Annotated in this window: 15 protein-coding genes; 6 read left to right on the plus strand and 9 right to left on the minus strand. The window is 57.3% G+C overall.

From position 1 onward, the window contains the following. Positions 1-188: 188 nt before the first annotated feature. Positions 189-1,436: a sialidase family protein gene (locus tag AC0L8G_RS17530; protein WP_473385446.1), complete on the plus strand. Its 1,248-nt coding sequence runs from the start codon at positions 189-191 to the stop codon at positions 1,434-1,436. A 97-nt stretch (positions 1,437-1,533) separates the two neighbouring features. Here AC0L8G_RS17530 and AC0L8G_RS17535 read toward each other — a convergent pair whose 3' ends face one another. The 5 genes from AC0L8G_RS17535 to AC0L8G_RS17555 all read right to left on the minus strand — a co-directional run bounded on the left by AC0L8G_RS17535 (position 1,534) and on the right by AC0L8G_RS17555 (position 7,586). After that, complete coding sequence (locus AC0L8G_RS17535; protein WP_473385447.1) at positions 1,534-2,523, minus strand: amidohydrolase family protein; 990 nt, start codon at positions 2,521-2,523, stop codon at positions 1,534-1,536. 179 nt (positions 2,524-2,702) lie between these two features. Then, the gene (locus tag AC0L8G_RS17540; RefSeq protein WP_473385448.1) at positions 2,703-4,025 is read right to left on the minus strand and encodes a TonB-dependent receptor; all 1,323 of its coding nucleotides are present in this window, start codon (positions 4,023-4,025) and stop codon (positions 2,703-2,705) included. Then, positions 3,973-5,268, minus strand: coding sequence for a TonB-dependent receptor (locus AC0L8G_RS17545; protein WP_473385449.1), 1,296 nt, complete (start codon positions 5,266-5,268; stop codon positions 3,973-3,975). The genes AC0L8G_RS17540 and AC0L8G_RS17545 overlap by 53 nt, the downstream gene beginning before the upstream one ends. Positions 5,269-5,521: 253 nt before the next feature. Next, positions 5,522-6,442 (minus strand): amidohydrolase family protein, encoded by a 921-nt coding sequence (locus AC0L8G_RS17550; protein WP_473385450.1) that lies wholly within the window; start codon positions 6,440-6,442, stop codon positions 5,522-5,524. Positions 6,443-6,947: 505 nt separating this feature from the next. Next, complete coding sequence (locus AC0L8G_RS17555; RefSeq protein WP_473385451.1) at positions 6,948-7,586, minus strand: SDR family oxidoreductase; 639 nt, start codon at positions 7,584-7,586, stop codon at positions 6,948-6,950. A gap of 375 nt (positions 7,587-7,961) precedes the next feature. Here AC0L8G_RS17555 and AC0L8G_RS17560 point away from each other — a divergent pair, with 375 nt between their 5' ends. The 5 genes from AC0L8G_RS17560 to kce all read left to right on the plus strand — a co-directional run bounded on the left by AC0L8G_RS17560 (position 7,962) and on the right by kce (position 13,329). Next, positions 7,962-9,122, plus strand: coding sequence for an iron-containing alcohol dehydrogenase (locus AC0L8G_RS17560; RefSeq protein ID WP_473385452.1), 1,161 nt, complete (start codon positions 7,962-7,964; stop codon positions 9,120-9,122). Between the two features lie 232 nt (positions 9,123-9,354). Continuing rightward, positions 9,355-10,311 carry a helix-turn-helix domain-containing protein gene (locus AC0L8G_RS17565; protein ID WP_473385453.1) on the plus strand — a complete coding sequence of 319 codons (957 nt, stop codon included), beginning with the start codon at positions 9,355-9,357 and terminating at the stop codon, positions 10,309-10,311. A gap of 109 nt (positions 10,312-10,420) precedes the next feature. Then, positions 10,421-10,882, plus strand: a complete 462-nt coding sequence (locus tag AC0L8G_RS17570) for a Cif family virulence factor (RefSeq protein ID WP_473385454.1) — start codon at positions 10,421-10,423, stop codon at positions 10,880-10,882. A 17-nt stretch (positions 10,883-10,899) separates the two neighbouring features. Next, entirely contained in the window at positions 10,900-12,381 is a 1,482-nt protein-coding gene (locus tag AC0L8G_RS17575) for an NAD-dependent succinate-semialdehyde dehydrogenase (protein ID WP_473385455.1), read from the plus strand. Positions 12,382-12,393: 12 nt separating this feature from the next. Beyond that, a complete protein-coding gene (gene kce / locus AC0L8G_RS17580; protein ID WP_473385456.1) occupies positions 12,394-13,329 on the plus strand; it encodes a 3,5-dioxohexanoate:acetyl-CoA acetone transferase in 936 nt (311 codons plus the stop codon). Here kce and AC0L8G_RS17585 read toward each other — a convergent pair. The 4 genes from AC0L8G_RS17585 to bla all read right to left on the minus strand — a co-directional run bounded on the left by AC0L8G_RS17585 (position 13,326) and on the right by bla (position 16,653). Continuing rightward, complete coding sequence (locus AC0L8G_RS17585) at positions 13,326-14,240, minus strand: cupin domain-containing protein (protein WP_473385457.1); 915 nt, start codon at positions 14,238-14,240, stop codon at positions 13,326-13,328. The genes kce and AC0L8G_RS17585 overlap by 4 nt on opposite strands. An 87-nt stretch (positions 14,241-14,327) precedes the next feature. Next, entirely contained in the window at positions 14,328-14,969 is a 642-nt protein-coding gene (locus AC0L8G_RS17590; protein ID WP_473385458.1) for an MFS transporter, read from the minus strand. Further along, on the minus strand, positions 14,966-15,643 hold the full coding sequence (locus tag AC0L8G_RS17595; protein WP_473385459.1) for an MFS transporter: 678 nt from the start codon (positions 15,641-15,643) through the stop codon (positions 14,966-14,968). The genes AC0L8G_RS17590 and AC0L8G_RS17595 overlap by 4 nt, the downstream gene beginning before the upstream one ends. Positions 15,644-15,681: 38 nt before the next feature. Next, on the minus strand, positions 15,682-16,653 hold the full coding sequence (gene bla, locus AC0L8G_RS17600; protein WP_473385460.1) for a subclass B3 metallo-beta-lactamase: 972 nt from the start codon (positions 16,651-16,653) through the stop codon (positions 15,682-15,684). Positions 16,654-16,837 lie beyond the last annotated feature (184 nt).

The raw sequence follows: 16,837 nt of genomic DNA on the forward strand, positions 1-16,837 counted from the left end.
CACTTGCCCCGACAGGCTCCAAATTTTGCTGCAGGCCGGATCATAAGCCCTTGCTGCAGCGCGAAATTTGACCGAGCAGGCGCTGAATTTGGATCATCGCGGACATCGCTCGTTCTCTTGTTGCAAGCGAGCACGCCTTCAACCAAGGATAGGTCTAACGATACGCTGCGACTACGGGAGGAATGTTCATGATCGAGCGACGCAACGTGCTTATTTCCGGGCTTATCGGCGCCGGCTTGGCGTCGACGCCAGCTGCGGCGCGCAAAAAGTCCGCGGTGATCAAACGCTATCAAGCGCCGCGCGGCGCAAAGGACGTCGATCATTCGATCGTGTATCGCCGCGAAGACGAGTTTTGCTCCTGGCCCTATACGATGGGCTTCTGGGAGACCGCCAATGGCGACTTCCTTCAGAGCTTTCTGTCTTTGACCGTCGTCTATAACGACCCGAACAATATCAATCACGACAACCTCGCCACCCGGGCCACCGACCGGCGCATGGTGACGGTGCGCTCAACTGACCGTGGCCGGACTTGGAATGGCGACAACCCCATCATCAACATGGTGGATCAGCAAAACGATGAGACATCGGAAGACAGCGCAGACTGGGCGCCGGTCGACTATCTCGACAAGAACGTGCTGATCAGCAATTTCGGACAGAATTTCGGCAAGCCCGAAGCGCGCACTTCCATCCAGGTTTCAAGGGATTCCGGACGCAGCTGGTCACCGCGCTCTCCCTTGCCGCTTGACGGGCTAAGCTCGCTTACAGGGCTCAATTCCTATCTGGTGCGCCCGGACGGACGATGCCTCCTCTTTATGTTTGAGTCTGCTGAGGATGGCTGGAATCGACGGCCGCTGGTTTATGGCAGCCTCGATGGCGGAACCGAATTCCGTTTCATGTCTTTCATCACTCCCCAGCATGATCCGAAAGCCGAGGCGTCCGGCGACTGGACAACCAGTCACGCCTTTGGCGGTCATCGCTGGTTCTATCCACGCGCGATTATGCTTCCGAACGGCCGCATTCTTTGCATTCTGCGTTGCCAGCGCGATCCGCGGGGCACCATGTGGTCTGAAATTTATTACAGTGATGACGGCGGCAGAACCTGGGGTTTCCTGTCGCGGGTCAATGATTGGGGCGCGCCCGGCAGCCTAGTGCGCATGAGCGACGGCCGGCTTGTCGTTGTCTATGGCTATCGCCTCAAAAATTTCGGCATCCGCGCTGTCGTGAGCGAAGACGAAGGCAAAAGCTGGGGCAATGAAATCATTGTGCGCGACGATGGCGGCAGCTGGGACGTAGGCTATCCAAACGCTTACGAAGTCGAGCCGGGAAAAATCGGCGCAATTTACTATTTCAACAGCAAGAACGATCCCATGCAGGTGGTTGGCGGCAGCAAAGGCGGCGTTCGCCATATTGCGCGCAGTATCTTCACGGTCGATTGATCGTCACCGCCTGAGACTTTTTGAAACAACAAAAAGCCCGCTTCACAAAGCGGGCTTTTTTCTGCTCGGTAAAAAACGGCGAGGAAATCTCAAGCGACTACGCCGCGCCGCGACCGCCGGGAATAAACAATCCCTTGGCCGTATCATAAAAGATCGCCTTTTGCTGATCCAGGGAAAGCCCCTTTGCGGAATTGAGTGCGTGCTGAACAAACTCCAGATCATCGACCTCGCTATTTCCGATGTCGGAGCCCCAGATCATCTGGTTCGCGCCATACACACCGACGGTATATTCCAGGAACTCCTGAAGCGGCGTGTCGTCATTCAGCAACATCTCAATCAGGAAGGTCGTATATTTGTAGTAGATGTTTTTATGCACAGCGAGCGCCAGATGCTCGGGCAAATACCCGAATGCATCAGGTCTTTCGCCATATCTCGGAAAGCCGATGTGATCCATGACAATGCCCACATTCGGATAAAGCACCGCCATCTCGGCGACGCGCCGTATGGGCGCGCCCGGATTGTCGAAGGCCAGCGGCATGAGCGTGATCGTCAGACCGAGCTCATTCGCCATCTCCCAGGAGGGATAAGCCGCCTCGCTCATGAATGGAAATACGCCTGAACTGTCGGGCCGCCCCATAAAGCGGACGCCTGCTATCCCGTTCTCGCTCGCCATTTTCTTGAGCGTTGCCGGCGTTTCTTCTGCGGTCGCATCCAGAATGACGATCGGCGTGATGCGATCGTATTTTTCGGAAATGTCCAGAAGATAGCTATTGTCGGTGAAATAAGTGCTTGAATATTGAACGCCAAGTCCGCGCTCTATGCCGGCTTCATCCCAGAATTTAAGCACTTTTTCCGCCGTCATGGGATTTTCCATGGCCTTGGCGACCATGCGCTCTGGACCATAGCGCGCGGTTTTGGCGTTAAATGGGTACTTCCTCCAGTCATCTGTATAGAAATGACCGTGGCAATCAAAAAGCTTGAAAGGCCTGTTTTTTGGTTTCGCCCCCATGGCGCCGGCGGTCCCGGTCATGGAGCCAAACGCCGTCGCCGCCAGTGCGGACGCCAGCACAGTGCGCCGTTCAATCATAATACTTCTCCCATTGTCCTGGAGACGTTCATTTTATTGCTGACGCCTCCCAGCATGCATTGTTATTCACTGAAAAGGCGCCGGTGAAGTTCAGGGTTTCGCCCCAAGCCCCCCGGCGCCATTCTATCACAAATTTACTGCGAGCAGTCCCAAATGGAAATGCTCGCAGCGAGGGCAAGCTAGAACCGCTTCTTGACGCTTACATACCACTCGCGCGGCGCCGCCGGCTGGCCAAGATTGGTCGGCAAACCAAATGCCTGGAACGCGATTTTGTTGCGGTAGTAAAATTTGTCAAAGAGGTTGGTGGCCCCGACAGCGATGTCGAAGTCATGTTCTTCGTTGTGATAGGTGATCCGAGTGTTCACGAGGCTGTATGCCAGCTGGTCAAACTCCGGAAGGTTGGCGTTATACGCTGTCCGGCCAGTGTAGTACCAGTCAAGGCGAGGGGTGATCGACCCACCCAACACATCAAGAAACTCATAGGAGACGCCGGCGCTTGCCGTCCAGTCGGGAACACGCACGACCCGCGTGATGTCTTCCGCGTCCCATTCCACATACCCCATGGAACCGGTGAAGCGAAGATTGTCGATCGGCTCGGCTTCGACTTCGGCCTCGATGCCTTTGACCTTGCCGGCGACGCTATAATAGTAGCTGCGCGCGACACAGTTGACGCCGACGCCGGCAGCCGGGTTTGCAGCCCCGTCAAGCGCCATGTCGTAATCCCGGCAAGTCGTGAATGTGTCCGCGTAGCTCGTTCCGGTGGGACCGCCGGGAATAACCGTCGATCCGCCGGGCACGTTGCCGGAAAGGTCGTCAGTAAGCTGAGCCTCCTGCCCCGCAAAGGTCGCGGGACGCTCGGTGAAGTCCATGAGGAACGCAGCGAAATTGACCTTCAGCCGATTGTCGAAGCTTTGGGATTTGAAGCCAAGTTCATAGCTGCGCAGCGCCTCGCCAGGTGTCTGGCCTTCCTGTCCCGGCTGCGAAGGGCGCACATTAAAGCCCGGCAGGCGGTATCCGGTGCCGGCCGAGGCATACACCATGAACTGATCGGTGACACGGTAATCGAGGCCGGCTTTCCAGTCCCAGCGATCGGTCGCGATCGTCACATCAAAAATGGTGCTGGCGGCTGACGGAACGAATGTCGTCTGTCCGGGAGGCGTAGCGTCGGTCAGGCTGTTGAAGTCGACGAATTTTTCGTCATCCGACCGGCGTATGCCGCCTGTGAGGTTGAGACGGTCGTCCATAAGGTGGATGACCACATTGCCATAGCCGGCCCATGCTGTCGGTTCGTAAGTATCGACCTGAAAGCGCTGCGTGCCGGCGCGTACCCCCTGCGGCTGGCCGAGATGGAACGCATCCCCTTTGTAGTAGAAGAAGCCAGCAACCCAATCGATCCAGTCATGCTGACCGGTCAATCGCGCTTCGCCGCTCCAATGGGTTTCATCGAATTCATGATAGATGATCGAGATCGTTGAGCGGCGTGCCGTCAGAAGCAGCGCCAAAGCTCAACTCAAGCTTGCGATAACCGCCGATCAGCGAGAAGTCGATGCTGTCTGAAATGCCATAGACCGCTTTACCCTGGAAACCCCAGTTCGACAGCGGCACAGTGTTGCCGTAACATTTGCCGCCTTTGAAAACTGACCCGTTATAGTAAGAGTTGCCGGGTATCAGCGTGCCGGCCGGGAATGCATCGCAGTAATTGTCATAGGTCTTGTACGGATCTCCGGTCTCAAAACGCTCATCCCACTGGAATGGCGGATCGCCAGCGACCGAAAATTGGTCGAACGCCGTTACGAAATTCGCACGCGACTGTGTCTGCGCGTAATCGGTATCGATGATGTATTCGGCTGGAATATCGTCATCCTGATCCATGTAGTCGCCGCTGAACGAGATGGAAAGCCGGTCGGTCGGCTCCCAATACACCGAGCCGCGAATAGCACGGGTATCCTCGCCGCCCAGATGATCGATGACGCAACTGTCGGGCGCCGTGCCGCCGGCGAAGGTCGTATCCGGGGTCTGGAACGGGAACGATCCGGCGAGTTCCGGCGTGCCGTTCATGTGCATCTGACAGGTGAAGTCGATCATCTCCTGATAGCCTTCACGCTTTTTCGAAAGCGCCGTGACGGCGACCGCGAGCGTGTCGGTAACAGGAACAGAGAAAGAAGCGCGGAAGTCCTGACGCTCATAAGCGCCCATCGTCGCCTCAATCGAGGCGCTTGCTTCCGTCAGGCTTGGTTTCGTGCTGACAAGGTTGACGGCGCCTGCAATGGCGTTGCGCCCGAAGAGTGTGCCTTGCGGGCCGCGCAGCACTTCCACATGATCCAGATCAAGCAGGTCAAACTGCGAACCGAACAGATGCGGGTAGTAGACGTCATCGATATAGTAAGCGACCGCTGGTTCGCCATTTAGTTGTGGATCATGCTGGCCGACGCCGCGCAAAAACACTGTAACCGCAGGTCCGTAAATTCCTTGCGCTTTCTGGAAGTCCGCGTTCGGCACAATCTTGCCCAGATCCGCTGTTGTTGTCAGGCCGCGTTGCGCCAATGTTTCCGAGGTCACCGCCGTAATCGCAATCGGCGTTTCCTGCAGATTTGTCTCGACCTTTGTCGCCGTGACGATAATCTCATCGCCGCCGCGAGCGCGACGGCTGTTGTCTGAGCCTTCTGAGACCGGTTGCGCCAAAGCGCCCTGGGCGGTCATCAAGGCCGCCGTTGAAATGGACGCCATCGCTAAATTCTTAAGCATTTCCTACCCCTCCTACTGAAGTCTATTGTTGTAGTTATCAGAACCACTATCTGAGCCGCAGAAACGCGGCTTGATCCAATCGGATCAAAATTTTGTGGAGGACTTCACCGCAACTCCCGTAGTCTTTTGGCAACAGCTGACCGTCTGACCTCGCCGCTTATGCCGTGGCGGCATAGGGGATTATTGACCAAATACCGTGCTTTGCGCGTCAGGGCGCCCTTGCGGCGAGCGCCCTGAAAACGGCCCGCGCTATTCAGGCCTTGCTGAAAATGCGCGCAGCGTTCTCGTAGAGGAATTTGCTCGCCTCAACATCGGTGAGAAAATCGGCGGCGCGGCGCGCCATCTCAACCTTCTGATCATACGGCCACAACATGCTTTGGCCGATATCCGAGCCCCACATCAGCCGGTCGGGCCCGAAACCATCGACCATGCGGCGGACAATATGCGCCGGCCTGATTTTTTCCGCCGTAAGGCGTTCTATATTTATTTCAGTAAACTTGAAAAATATGTTCGGCACGTCCTCGAAGATTTTGATCGTCTCGTTAATGCCGAAATCCGGCGGCGGCGGCATCACGATGTCCTCGCCATCTTCTTCCGCATAACCGACCTCTACCTGCGTCATGCCGTATGGCATGCCGCCATGATCGACAATGATAGGAAGGTCCGGGAATTGAGCCGCAATAATTTTGAGCAACGGCAGATTATAAGACAGTTGCTTTTGATAAAAGATCAGGGTCATCGGCGTGCCCAGATCCGCACAGGCTTTCCACACTTCCATCGCAGAAGGTGAACTCATCCAAGCTGTGTCAAGCAGCCAGGGTCGCGCATTCGCCATCCGAAAACCGCGCACATGATCATTTTTGACCATCTTTCGATAAACATTCGGCGTGTCGGGATCCTGCGTGTCCAGAATAACGACGGGATACAGCCTGTCAGGAAATTTTCCGGCAGAGTCGATAATGTAGCTGTTGTCATAACCATAGACATGACCGCGCTGAACAAGACAGGCGCGTTCAACCTTGTTTGCATCCATCATGTCGATCAGCGATTCGACTGTTACCGAATAGTTCGGCCGTTCCGGCGTGGGCAATCCAGCCGTGAGAGGCGTCGGTTTATACGCGTCCCAGTCATCTGAAATCAGGTGCGCATGCGTATCAAACAACGAAATAGTCACTGACGCGCCCTTTCGAACTACTAGTTTCGGTCACAGACATTGATGCCTTCAACAAGGCCGACGCGTTTCACTGAAAGGTAGGTCCAGCGCCGGCAAATTCAGCGCGCCCTCGAATTCGCAAAAGGCCCGCCTCGACACAAAATGCGCCATCCCAGACCGAACACAGCCGCGCTCAAGCGCTTGCCCTGTTCGGCTGGGATGGCGGCCGGCCACAGCATGGAAGGATTGCTGACCGGCGGAATTTCTCAGCATCCATTTCTCATTTGCGGGCATGAGCCAATTGGAAAAAATTCGGTCGCTGGCGGGCCTGCTGACATTTGCGCATATGAGAACAAATCACTCTCCACTCCCCTCATCGTTTTTGTTTTTCCGGAGAAAGGTATTCAGGGAAAATGTGGGTAACTTGCCTGAAACGGAGGCACGATTTGTCGCAATGATGCGGGCGACAACCGTCGCCGAAAACAAAGCTGAAAGGATTGGCGAGGAAAACGCGGGCTACGACAGCCTAAAGTGCGGCGACATAGCCGCCATCAAGCGCGATTGTGCTGCCGTTGACATAGGCGCCCGCGCGCGACGCCAGAAAGACCACCAGCCCTTCGATGTCTTCCGGCTCGCCCGGTCGTCCCAGCGGCACATAACTCGCGATGCTCTTTTTCACAGCATCTGAACTTGTGTCGGTCAGCCTGGATGGAAACGGTCCGGGCGCAATGGCGTTTACCGTGATGCGGCTTGCGCCGAGCCGCTTCGCCAGCGCACGGGTAAGGTGATGAATTGCGGATTTGGATGCGCCATAGGGAAATGCATCCCAGTTCGGAATATGAAGTCCGCCTATAGATCCCAGATTGATCACCCGCGCCGGATCCGTATCGCTTGCGGCCTTTTCCAGGAGCGGCAGCAAGCTCTGAACCAGGAAAAACGGCGCCCGCAAATTCACATCCAAGACCGTGTCCCAGGCTTCGACTGAAACCTCTGGCAAGGAAGCCGTTTCGCCGGCGCCGGCGTTGTTGACCAGAATATGAAGCTGTTGCTCCCGCTCCGCGATCGCCCCGGCAAGGCGTTGCGGCCCCATTTCAAGCGCAAGGTCGGCGGCGAGCCCGACACATTCGCCCTTTTCTTCGGCGGAAAGTCTCTCGGCGAGCGCCACCGTTTTCGCCGAGATCCCGCCCGGAAATGTAGGTTTTTGCGCCCCGGCGGATAAGGCAGCGGGCGATCATCAAGCCGATACCGCTTGTCCCGCCCGTCACGAGCGCAATTTTGCCGGCAATTGAGAACAGCGGGTCAGTCATGGCGCTACCTTTCGTCTGGGTCGGTCATCCGGGGTTATTCCTCTAATGGCGCAGAAAGCAGCATGGCAAGTCAGATCCCCCTCCGTTCGAAATATTGCCGATCGCTCAAATCCTTACGCCGAATAGATCAAATGCCGAGTTACAAAACATAATAGGCTGTTTCGGATTTCGTATGCGCGCCCTCCGCATGAAAGCTGGGGCGCAAGGACGCCAGTGATTTGTAGGGACGGCGAATGACGCGGCCGAGTGAACGCCTTCTTACGCTATTCAATGTCGGTACATTAAGCTTTGGACGCGGCGCGGCGCGGCGCTGTCCAGAAGATCTGATGGATCGCGGCGCGACGCGCATATTCATTGTGACGACGCCGCCGACCCGGAGCCTGTGCGAGCCGCTGCTCTCCGCCATCGAAGGCAGGGGCGGCCAGGCTGAATTGTGGGACGACCTCAAAGGCGAACCGACTCTGGAAGAATTCTCTGCCGCGCTGGATTCCGCGCGCGCATTCGGCGCGGATTGCGTGGTGGGCCTTGGCGGCGGTAGCGCAATGGATGTTGCAAAGCTCGTCGCCGCTCTGTTTGACGGCGCGCAAACCATAGATGATGTGATCGGTGTCGATCTGCTGAAAAACCGGACGCTGCCGCTTGCCTGCGTGCCGACAACAGCAGGCACCGGCAGCGAGGTTACGCCCATCGCGATTCTCGGCGATGAAGATGAAGACCTAAAAAAAGGCGTTGTCAGCCGTTTCCTCACGCCGGACGCAGCATATCTCGATCCCTTGATGACGGTGACCATGCCGCCAGCGGTGACCGCAGCCACTGGGTTTGACGCCCTCACCCACTGTATTGAGGCCTATGCGAACAAATTCGCGCACCCGATTGCGGACACCTATGCGCTTGCGGGGATCAGCCTGATCGCGAACAATATTGAGCGCGCCTGCACACATGGCGACGATCTGAACACACGCGAGGCGATGCTGCTCGCCAGCCTATATGGGGGCATGTGCTTGGGCCCCGTCAACACCGCTGCGGTCCATGCGCTGGCCTATCCTTTGGGCGGAGAATTTCATATTGCCCATGGCGTCGCCAACGCGCTCCTTCTGCCCCATGTCCTGAAATTTAATTTAGAAGCCGATCCAGCCCGTTACGCAATGATCGCCCGCGCACTCGGCGTTGGCGAGGCGGGCGACGAAACAGAAACCGCGCTGCGCGGTATCGTCAAAATTGTAGACCTCGCTGAGCGCTGCAACATCGAACAACACATGTCTCCATTTGGCATCACTGCCGATGCAATTCCGCGCATGGCGAAAGCGGCGATGACGGTCACGCGCCTCCTTGAACGCAACCCCCGTCCGCTGACCCTGCCGGATGCAGTCGAAATATATGAAGCAGCCCTTTGAAACAGCCTTTTGTTTCAGGATTGTTCAGCGTTAACACAACATAGTCGGACCGCAACGCCAGCGGACCGAACGATGACGTTTATTGCAAATCCCGGCGCGCGATTACTCTCCGCATGCCTCGTTTTTTCTTGCCTTGACGCCGCTAAAAGTCAGTGCAAAAGTCTATAATTGGCGACAAAAAGTCGCCTGTGGAACCGGCAAGCATAAGTCGGATCACGTGGGAGGAGTAGACGTGGAAAAATATAGCACGATCAGCTTGCCGACAAACGGTCGCGCCGCAGCATGGAACGCTCTGTACGCTACGCGGATGAGTCAGGTCGAGTTCACCCCCGCTGACCAGCAAGGTTTCGGGGCGGAACTGAGCATCGGAACGCTTGGTCCCGTAAAGCTCGCAAAGTTGACCATGGACAGCTATTGCGTCGAGCGCAGCAAAGATCACATCAACGATAACCGTCCGCGAATTTTTTCACTCCTCCTGCAAGCCAAGGGCAGCAGCGTAATTCACCATTGTGGCCATGAATCAAATCTCGATGAAGGCGATTTCGTCTTGGTCGACACCGGTTTGCCGCATTTTTTCGACACCAAGGATTTTTCGGTCACGATCATGGTGCGCGTTTTGCCGTCGCTGCTTCGTGAATATCTTCCGACACCGGAACAATTCAGCGGGCTGCGCCTTGGTCATGCGGTCGGCCTGGCCGGCACGCTCGGCGCCATGGTGGAATCGCTGAGCGAAAGCGTCGGGAACGGGATCAGCCCTGACCATGAAGACCGCGTCGCCCGGCATCTGCTCGAGATGATTTCAATGTCTTACACGGCCGGCTTTGATATCTCCGGCGAGTCCGCGATTTTGTGGCGGCGGCGAAATGACGTGATTTCCTTCATCGAGGATAATCTGCGCGACCCGGAACTCTCATCCGCCTCAATCGCCTCGAGCCTCAACCTTTCACCGCGATATTTGCGCGCGGTGTTCTCCGTTTCGGGCGAGAAAATCTCGGCCTTTATTCTGCGGCGGCGGCTCGAAGAGTGCGCACGTCAGATGAAGAGCCCTGCCTGGAATGGCCACACCCTGACTGAGATCGCATTCTCATGGGGCTTTAACAGCGCCGCGCATTTCACGCGCTGTTTCCGCGACAAATTCGGGATGGCCCCGCGCGAATATCGGGGCGCCTTCGCAGTTGCACATAACTGAGCGCCGCCGCTCCGCTCAAGTCTTTTTGCCTCTCCAAACAAGACCCTGGCGCGAATAGATCGCATTGCTTCTCTGCGGCCATCGCCGCGGAAATTTTAAGGAGCGCTGCGTGTATCAGAACGACGTCATCAGGCTAAATGCGGAGCTGTCTCTCCAGCTTGCAGAATATTGGCACGAGATCGATACGAATGGCGGCCGCAACGCCTCTTCCTATTATACCGAGGACGCCGAATTTCACGGACAATTCGCGTCCTATCATGGCGTCGAGAAAATTCAGGCGTTCTATGATTGGCGCGTGAAACAAGGGCCGCGCCTTTCAGTTCATTCTTTTACAAATTTTCGCGCCCGCTTCACCGGCCCTGACACAGCGGAAGCGACGAACTTTTTGTTTCTGTATGCAGCCAATGGCGAAAAGGTTTTGCCGACCCATCCGCCGATCACAATCTCACTTGCTACAGACCGATACAAGCGCAGCGCGGAAGGACGCTGGCTTTGCACCTATCGCCGATTCGAGCACTGGTTCGAAGGCGACACGCCGGTGACGAATCCCAATCTCGACGACGACAAGTAGAAATGGGTTTGAACCGCATGTCCCAACCAGATGAAACGTCACCGCTCGCACGCGGACAATTGGCGCGGCCCGGCCTCGTCCGCGACAAGGCATTCATTGATGGGGAATGGGTCGATGGCGAGGGCGGCGCCTTTATCGATGTGGACGACCCTTTCACTGGCGATGTGATCGGTCAGGCGCCGGCGCTGTCTGCGCAACAGGCGCAATCCGCCATTGACGCAGCTGAACGGGCTTTCCCGGCCTGGTCCGGCGAACTCACGCGCAAACGCGGTGCGATCCTGCGCCGCTGGTTTGAGCTGATCATGGAAAACCAGGAAGACCTCGCCCGCCTGATCACGCTGGAGAACGGCAAGCCGCTCAAGGAAGCGCGCGCAGAAGTCGCCTATGGCGCCGGCTTTATTGAATTCTACGCCGAAGAAGCCGGCCGCATGTTTGGCGAAACTATACCCTCGCCTGTTCCGGGGCGGCGTTTGCTGGTCGAGCCGGAACCGGTCGGCGTCTGCGCCGCGATCACGCCCTGGAACTTCCCCCTCGCCATGCTCACACGCAAGGCGGCGCCGGCGCTCGCCGCCGGTTGCACAATGGTGGCGAAGCCAGCGAGCCAGACCCCGCTTTCGGCTTTTGCGCTGGCCGTGCTGGCCGAGGAGGCCGGCCTTCCCGCTGGCGTGCTGAACGTCATCACCGGCAAAGCCAGCATGATCGGCGGGCTCCTGACTGCTTCGCCAGTCATCCGCAAAATCAGCTTCACCGGCTCGACCGAAATTGGCGCGCAACTGATGGCGGCGTCGGCGCCCTCCATCAAACGCTTGTCCCTTGAATTGGGCGGCAATGCGCCGTTGTTGATCTTCGATGACGCGGATCTGGAGACGGCGGTTGAAACCGCCCTTGTCGCGAAATTCCGCAATAGTGGCCAGAGCTGCATCGCAGCGAACCGCATCTATGTGCAAAAGGGCTGTTATGAAGCGTTCCTCGCCGCCTTCGCTGCGCGCGTGAGCGCGCTGGTCCTTGGCGATGGATTTGATGAACGCACTGATATCGGCCCCTTAATCGATGCGCCCGGCGTGGCGAAGGTGAAAGAACATTTGGATGACGCGGTAAATCGCGGCGCTGCGATCCTCGCCAGCGCCGGGACGCCTGACGGTCGGCTCATGCCGCCGACATTGCTGCGCGATGTCGCCCCGGATGCGTTGCTCACGCGCGAGGAAACATTCGGGCCGCTCGCCGGCGTCATTCCATTCGAGACCGAGGATGAAGGCATCGCCCTCGCCAACGATACCCCCTTCGGTCTTGCCGCCTATCTGTGCTCTGAAAATCCGGCGACGATCGCCCGTGTCGGGCGCCGGATCGAAAGCGGCATGGTGGGGATCAATACCGGCCTCATCTCGACTGCCGTCGTTCCATTTGGCGGTGTTAAGATGTCTGGCCTCGGCCGCGAAGGCTCGTCACACGGCCTCGCGGAATATCTGAATCTCAAATATCTCTGCCACGCCGGGCTTTAGGAAACGCATCTCATGCTCAAAAGCCGTAAGGTCATCATCACCTGCGCGCCGACAGGATCGATCCACACGCCGTCAATGTCGCCCTATTTACCGGTGACGCCGGACGAGATTGCCGACGCATCTGTCGATGCGGCGAATGCCGGCGCGGCGATACTGCATCTGCACGCCCGCAATCCGAAAACCGGTCAGCCCAGTCCGGCGGCGAAGGATTTCATGGCTTTCCTGCCGCGCATCAAACAGGCGACCGACGCCGTCATCAACATTTCAACCGGCGGCAGCGCGAACATGTCCTTGGACGCCCGCCTTGAGGGCGCGCATGCAGCGCAACCGGAAATCTGCTCGCTCAATATGGGGCCGTTGATTTTCGATTTCAGCGCCGCCGGCGCGAAAGTCGAAAAATGGACGCATGATTGGGAGCGCGATTATGTCGAAACCTCGAATGATCGCATCATGTATAACTCGAACAGCTATATCGAGCGGATCATGCGCGACGTTGGCGAAGCCTACAACACGCGGTTTGAATTCGAGTGCTATGACATCGGGCACCTTTACACGCTCGCGTATTTCGCCGAACGCGGACTGATCAAGCCGCCTTTCCTGATCCAGGGCGTCTTCGGCATTCTCGGCGGCATCGGCGCCGATCCGCGCAACCTCGCTCATATGGTGACCATCGCCGATAGCCTGTTTGGCGACGATTATGTGTTCTCCGCTTTCGCGGCTGGTCGCAATCAGATGACTTTCTGCAATCAGTCTGTATTGCTAGGCGGCAATGTCCGCGTCGGTCTTGAAGACAGCCTCTATATCGGGAGCGGCAAGCTTGCCCGCTCTAACGCAGAGCAGGTTCGCAAGGTGCGCACAATTATTGAAGCGTTAGGCCTAGAAATCGCCACGCCTGACGAGGCCCGCAAACTGCTGGGCCTCAAGGGCGCCGACCGCACAGCGTTTTAGTCTCCGCTTTCTTCTGGCATAGGATATTCATCGGCGTTCAGCACCCAACCTTCCATTTTCGAAAAATCCTCGCGCGGCGGCGAGAAAATATCGATCAGCAGATTGACGCCCGGATCGACCGCCGCGGATGTATGGATGGATTTCGGCGGTATGACGGTGACTGACGGCGCGCCGCATAATTCATGATCGTCATCGCGCCAGTCGGCGAGATTGGCCGTCCACGGCCAGCGCAAATGATGCATATATTCGCCGCCGATCACGAGTGAGCATTGCTCGAAATCATCATGATGATGCGGCGAGAGTTTAGAAGGATCACGCGGCCCGTGCTGCGGCGGAAACACATTCACCATGAAAGTCGTGCAGCGCCAGATCTTGCCAAACCGCCCTTCCTCTTCCGGCGCATCGAGGCTGTAGCTGCGGATTTTGTAACCGTCCTTCGGATCGGGCCAGGCTTTAAATGGCGGAATATGCGGGTGCGGCTCAAGATAGTCGTCAACATTGGCGCATTCCCGCGCCAGATCCTGCGATTGCGTTGAAAACAAGCGAATGATGTTACCTGCCGCTGTAATTTTGATTGTGCTGTCGCCAGGGGGAATGATGTTAATCGTATATCCCTCAACTTCTCTGGTTTCCCCGCCAGCAACGATCGTCGCGCTCATTGCTTCTTCGGAAAGAATAAGGACGAACTCATCAGGCTGATTCTTGCGGTCGAATGTAGCCCCCGCGTTCACTTCCGAAAAAGCAACAATGAAATTTTGTCCGCGCGCCAGCCAGGTCCGCTCGCTATCGGTCTCAATCTGCGGCGGCATTTCGTAAAACCGCGCATAGACGGCGCTGGAAAAAGCCATACCGCCCGACGCCGGCGCGCCGCTGGTGGAAAGTCGGGAACGGGGATCAGTGGTCTGGCTCATCACAACCTCAATTCATTTACTGGCGAGCAATTGCGTCGTTACGCGTTGCGCCATGCTTGCTCTGGACTTGTATCGTCAGGAGCGTCGTCATCCGCCGCCCGCCGGCGCGGGCTTTTGGTCGAGTTCGTTAAGGTCGCGGCCTGCTGTCTCCGGCAGTAGCAGCGTTGCGACAAGCGCACAGACCACGCCGATGACGCCCATCACCGTCATGGACACATTCAGCGACAACCCAACCGCCAGGAAAGCGACGCTCTGTATGAAAATGCCGCTCGCCGCCCGCCCGAAATTATAGGCGAAGGCCTGCCCTGACGCGCGCACCTCTGTCGGGAAGAGTTCAGTGAAATAGGGGCCGAAGGACGCATACATGCCGAACTGGCAAAACGCCTGAATGAACCCTGCGGGAATGAGCGTATAGGCGTGACTGCCCAACGGCGCGCAAAGATAAAAGGTTGTTGCAAGGATAAAACCTGCGCCGAACAATCTGAACGCCATGCGCCGGCCGAACCGGTCTCCCACATAGGCGTTGGTGAGGAGCCCGAAAAACGCGCCTACGCTGTTCAGCAGCACAAAGACGCCAGCCGTTGACGCGGTAATGCCGCGCTCATTTTGCAGAAATGTGGTGAGAAAGCTGCTGACCGAATAACCCGCTCCTTGCGCGCCAAGCGCCAGCAACGCCGCCAGCAAGGTTACGCGCAAATATTTCGGCCGGAAAATCTCCAGCGGAGTCACCGATCTTTTTCTTCAATACGCGCTGCGTTGCTCTTTTTAAAAATCTCCGATTCATCATCGCCGCGGCGGACGAAAAAGATCAGCACCGCCGGGAGAAGCCCGATCCAGAACACGATGCGCCATCCCAGATCTGGCGGAAAAAGCGCAACAAATGGACCGGCCAAAAGAGCGGCGATCCCCGAACCGACGGCGACACCGGTCTGCACAGAGCCAAGCGCCTTGCCGCGATGCTTGGGCGCGATCATTTCACCCAGCAGCACCGCCCCGACCGCCCATTCTGCGCCAAAACCAATGCCCTGCAGAACGCGAATGATCATCAGCTGATCATAGTTTTGCGCGAAACCGGAAAGGAATGAAAAAAACGAGAACCACAAAATGGTTATCTGCAAGACACGCACGCGACCGAATCTGTCGGCAAGCCAACCGCCGAACCAGCCGCCAATCGCCGATGCGAAATAACTTGCGCTGGCGATCGCGGCCGCCTGCGCCAGGCTCATGCCGAATACGACGATCAATGTCGGGATGAGATACTGATAGACCAGCGCATCCATCGCATCGAGTGTCCAGGCGACGGAACAGGTCCAGAAGACGCGCCTGACCTTTTTGTCGGCTTCCCTGTACCAAGCGAATAACCCGCCCTGCCGGGATTGCTCAATGCTGTCTGTCACGCTCATCTACTGTGCCTGTTCTTTTAAGACGCATTCCGACGCTATTAGTCGGTCGTTTCTTCCTGGATGCGTTTATCTAGCTTTGCCGCACCCTCTTCTGCATAGGCCTTACAGGCTTCTGCGTCGATGAAGGGATTGACCTCAGGATGTTCCACCCGTGCAGCCAGCTTCGCCTCGACGCCAAAAGACAGCGGCGATGGCGCGAGCAGGATATCGCAGGGTAGCGCGGCGACAGTCGCAATCGACTTACGAAAAGCCTCCACCCGGCTCGGATAATCATCGGCGCCGGTAAAACGGAATCCCGGGGCGGAACGCGTGGCGAATGTGTCCGCAAAGACCACGTTCACACATTTCCCTGCCTCGCATGAGCGCCAGGTCCATGCCGTGCTTCCCGGCGTGTGACCGGGCATCAAATGCGCCGTGACCTCAATGCCGCCAACTGCAAGCGTCTCGCCATCTGCAACAATTTGCACTTGCGGCAGGGCGGGAAAGACGTTTTCGGCGAGACCGCGTTGTGGGTCGTCTTCGGTTGGGCGTCCCTGCTCCAGCGCTTCCGCCGCGCGGGCGCTCGCTGCAACTTTCGCACCGGTCGCGCGTGAAAGGGCGGCAATCCCGCCGGCGTGATCGAAATGAGGGTGGGTGTTTAAAATCAACTTCAGATCGGCGAGAGAAAAACCCAGTTCCTCGATGCTCGACGCAATCAGGGGCGCAGTCTGCGTCATCCCGCCATTCACCAGCACGAGCCCGTCATCTGACGCAATCAATACCGAGGTGATCATGGCCGTGCCCACATAATAAGTATCGCCAAAGATCCGAAACGGTTCAGCGGGCGCATTCAACCGCTCACAGAAATCGCAGATATGCGGCGGGTCCGGCTCCAATACCGTCAGCTCCGCAATCGCTTCTTTTTGAGAAGTGTCCTGACCATCCGCCTGCGCGCAAGCTACCGCCGCTAACGCACAAAAACCGGTCGCTGCGAGACGCAGGAAAACATAATTATTGCGCTTCAATGGCATTGGCGGGGGACCTTGATCTTTAGCGAAAGCCTGTGCATGCGGCGGCCAACAGCTTTCATGTTGCTTTGACGATGCGTATTGCGCAGTGCGGCGTAAACAGCACAATGATTTTCCGGTACCGGTGAATCGTCAATTTCCTAGCCAGTTTCCGCCGGGTCGGTCTTGCCCCGAGAGGCGCACAAAC

It is taken from the genome of Hyphococcus sp. D3-15, assembly GCF_055809375.1.

Coding starts and splice junctions, on each gene's coding strand:
- AC0L8G_RS17530 (WP_473385446.1), top strand. CDS start 189: ATGATCGAGCGACGCAACGTGCTTATTTCCGGGCTTATCGGCGCCGGC.
- AC0L8G_RS17535 (WP_473385447.1), bottom strand. CDS start 2,523: ATGATTGAACGGCGCACTGTGCTGGCGTCCGCACTGGCGGCGACGGCG.
- AC0L8G_RS17545 (WP_473385449.1), bottom strand. CDS start 5,268: ATGCTTAAGAATTTAGCGATGGCGTCCATTTCAACGGCGGCCTTGATG.
- AC0L8G_RS17560 (WP_473385452.1), top strand. CDS start 7,962: ATGACGCGGCCGAGTGAACGCCTTCTTACGCTATTCAATGTCGGTACA.
- AC0L8G_RS17575 (WP_473385455.1), top strand. CDS start 10,900: ATGTCCCAACCAGATGAAACGTCACCGCTCGCACGCGGACAATTGGCG.
- kce (WP_473385456.1), top strand. CDS start 12,394: ATGCTCAAAAGCCGTAAGGTCATCATCACCTGCGCGCCGACAGGATCG.
- AC0L8G_RS17585 (WP_473385457.1), bottom strand. CDS start 14,240: ATGAGCCAGACCACTGATCCCCGTTCCCGACTTTCCACCAGCGGCGCG.
- AC0L8G_RS17595 (WP_473385459.1), bottom strand. CDS start 15,643: ATGAGCGTGACAGACAGCATTGAGCAATCCCGGCAGGGCGGGTTATTC.
- bla (WP_473385460.1), bottom strand. CDS start 16,653: ATGCCATTGAAGCGCAATAATTATGTTTTCCTGCGTCTCGCAGCGACC.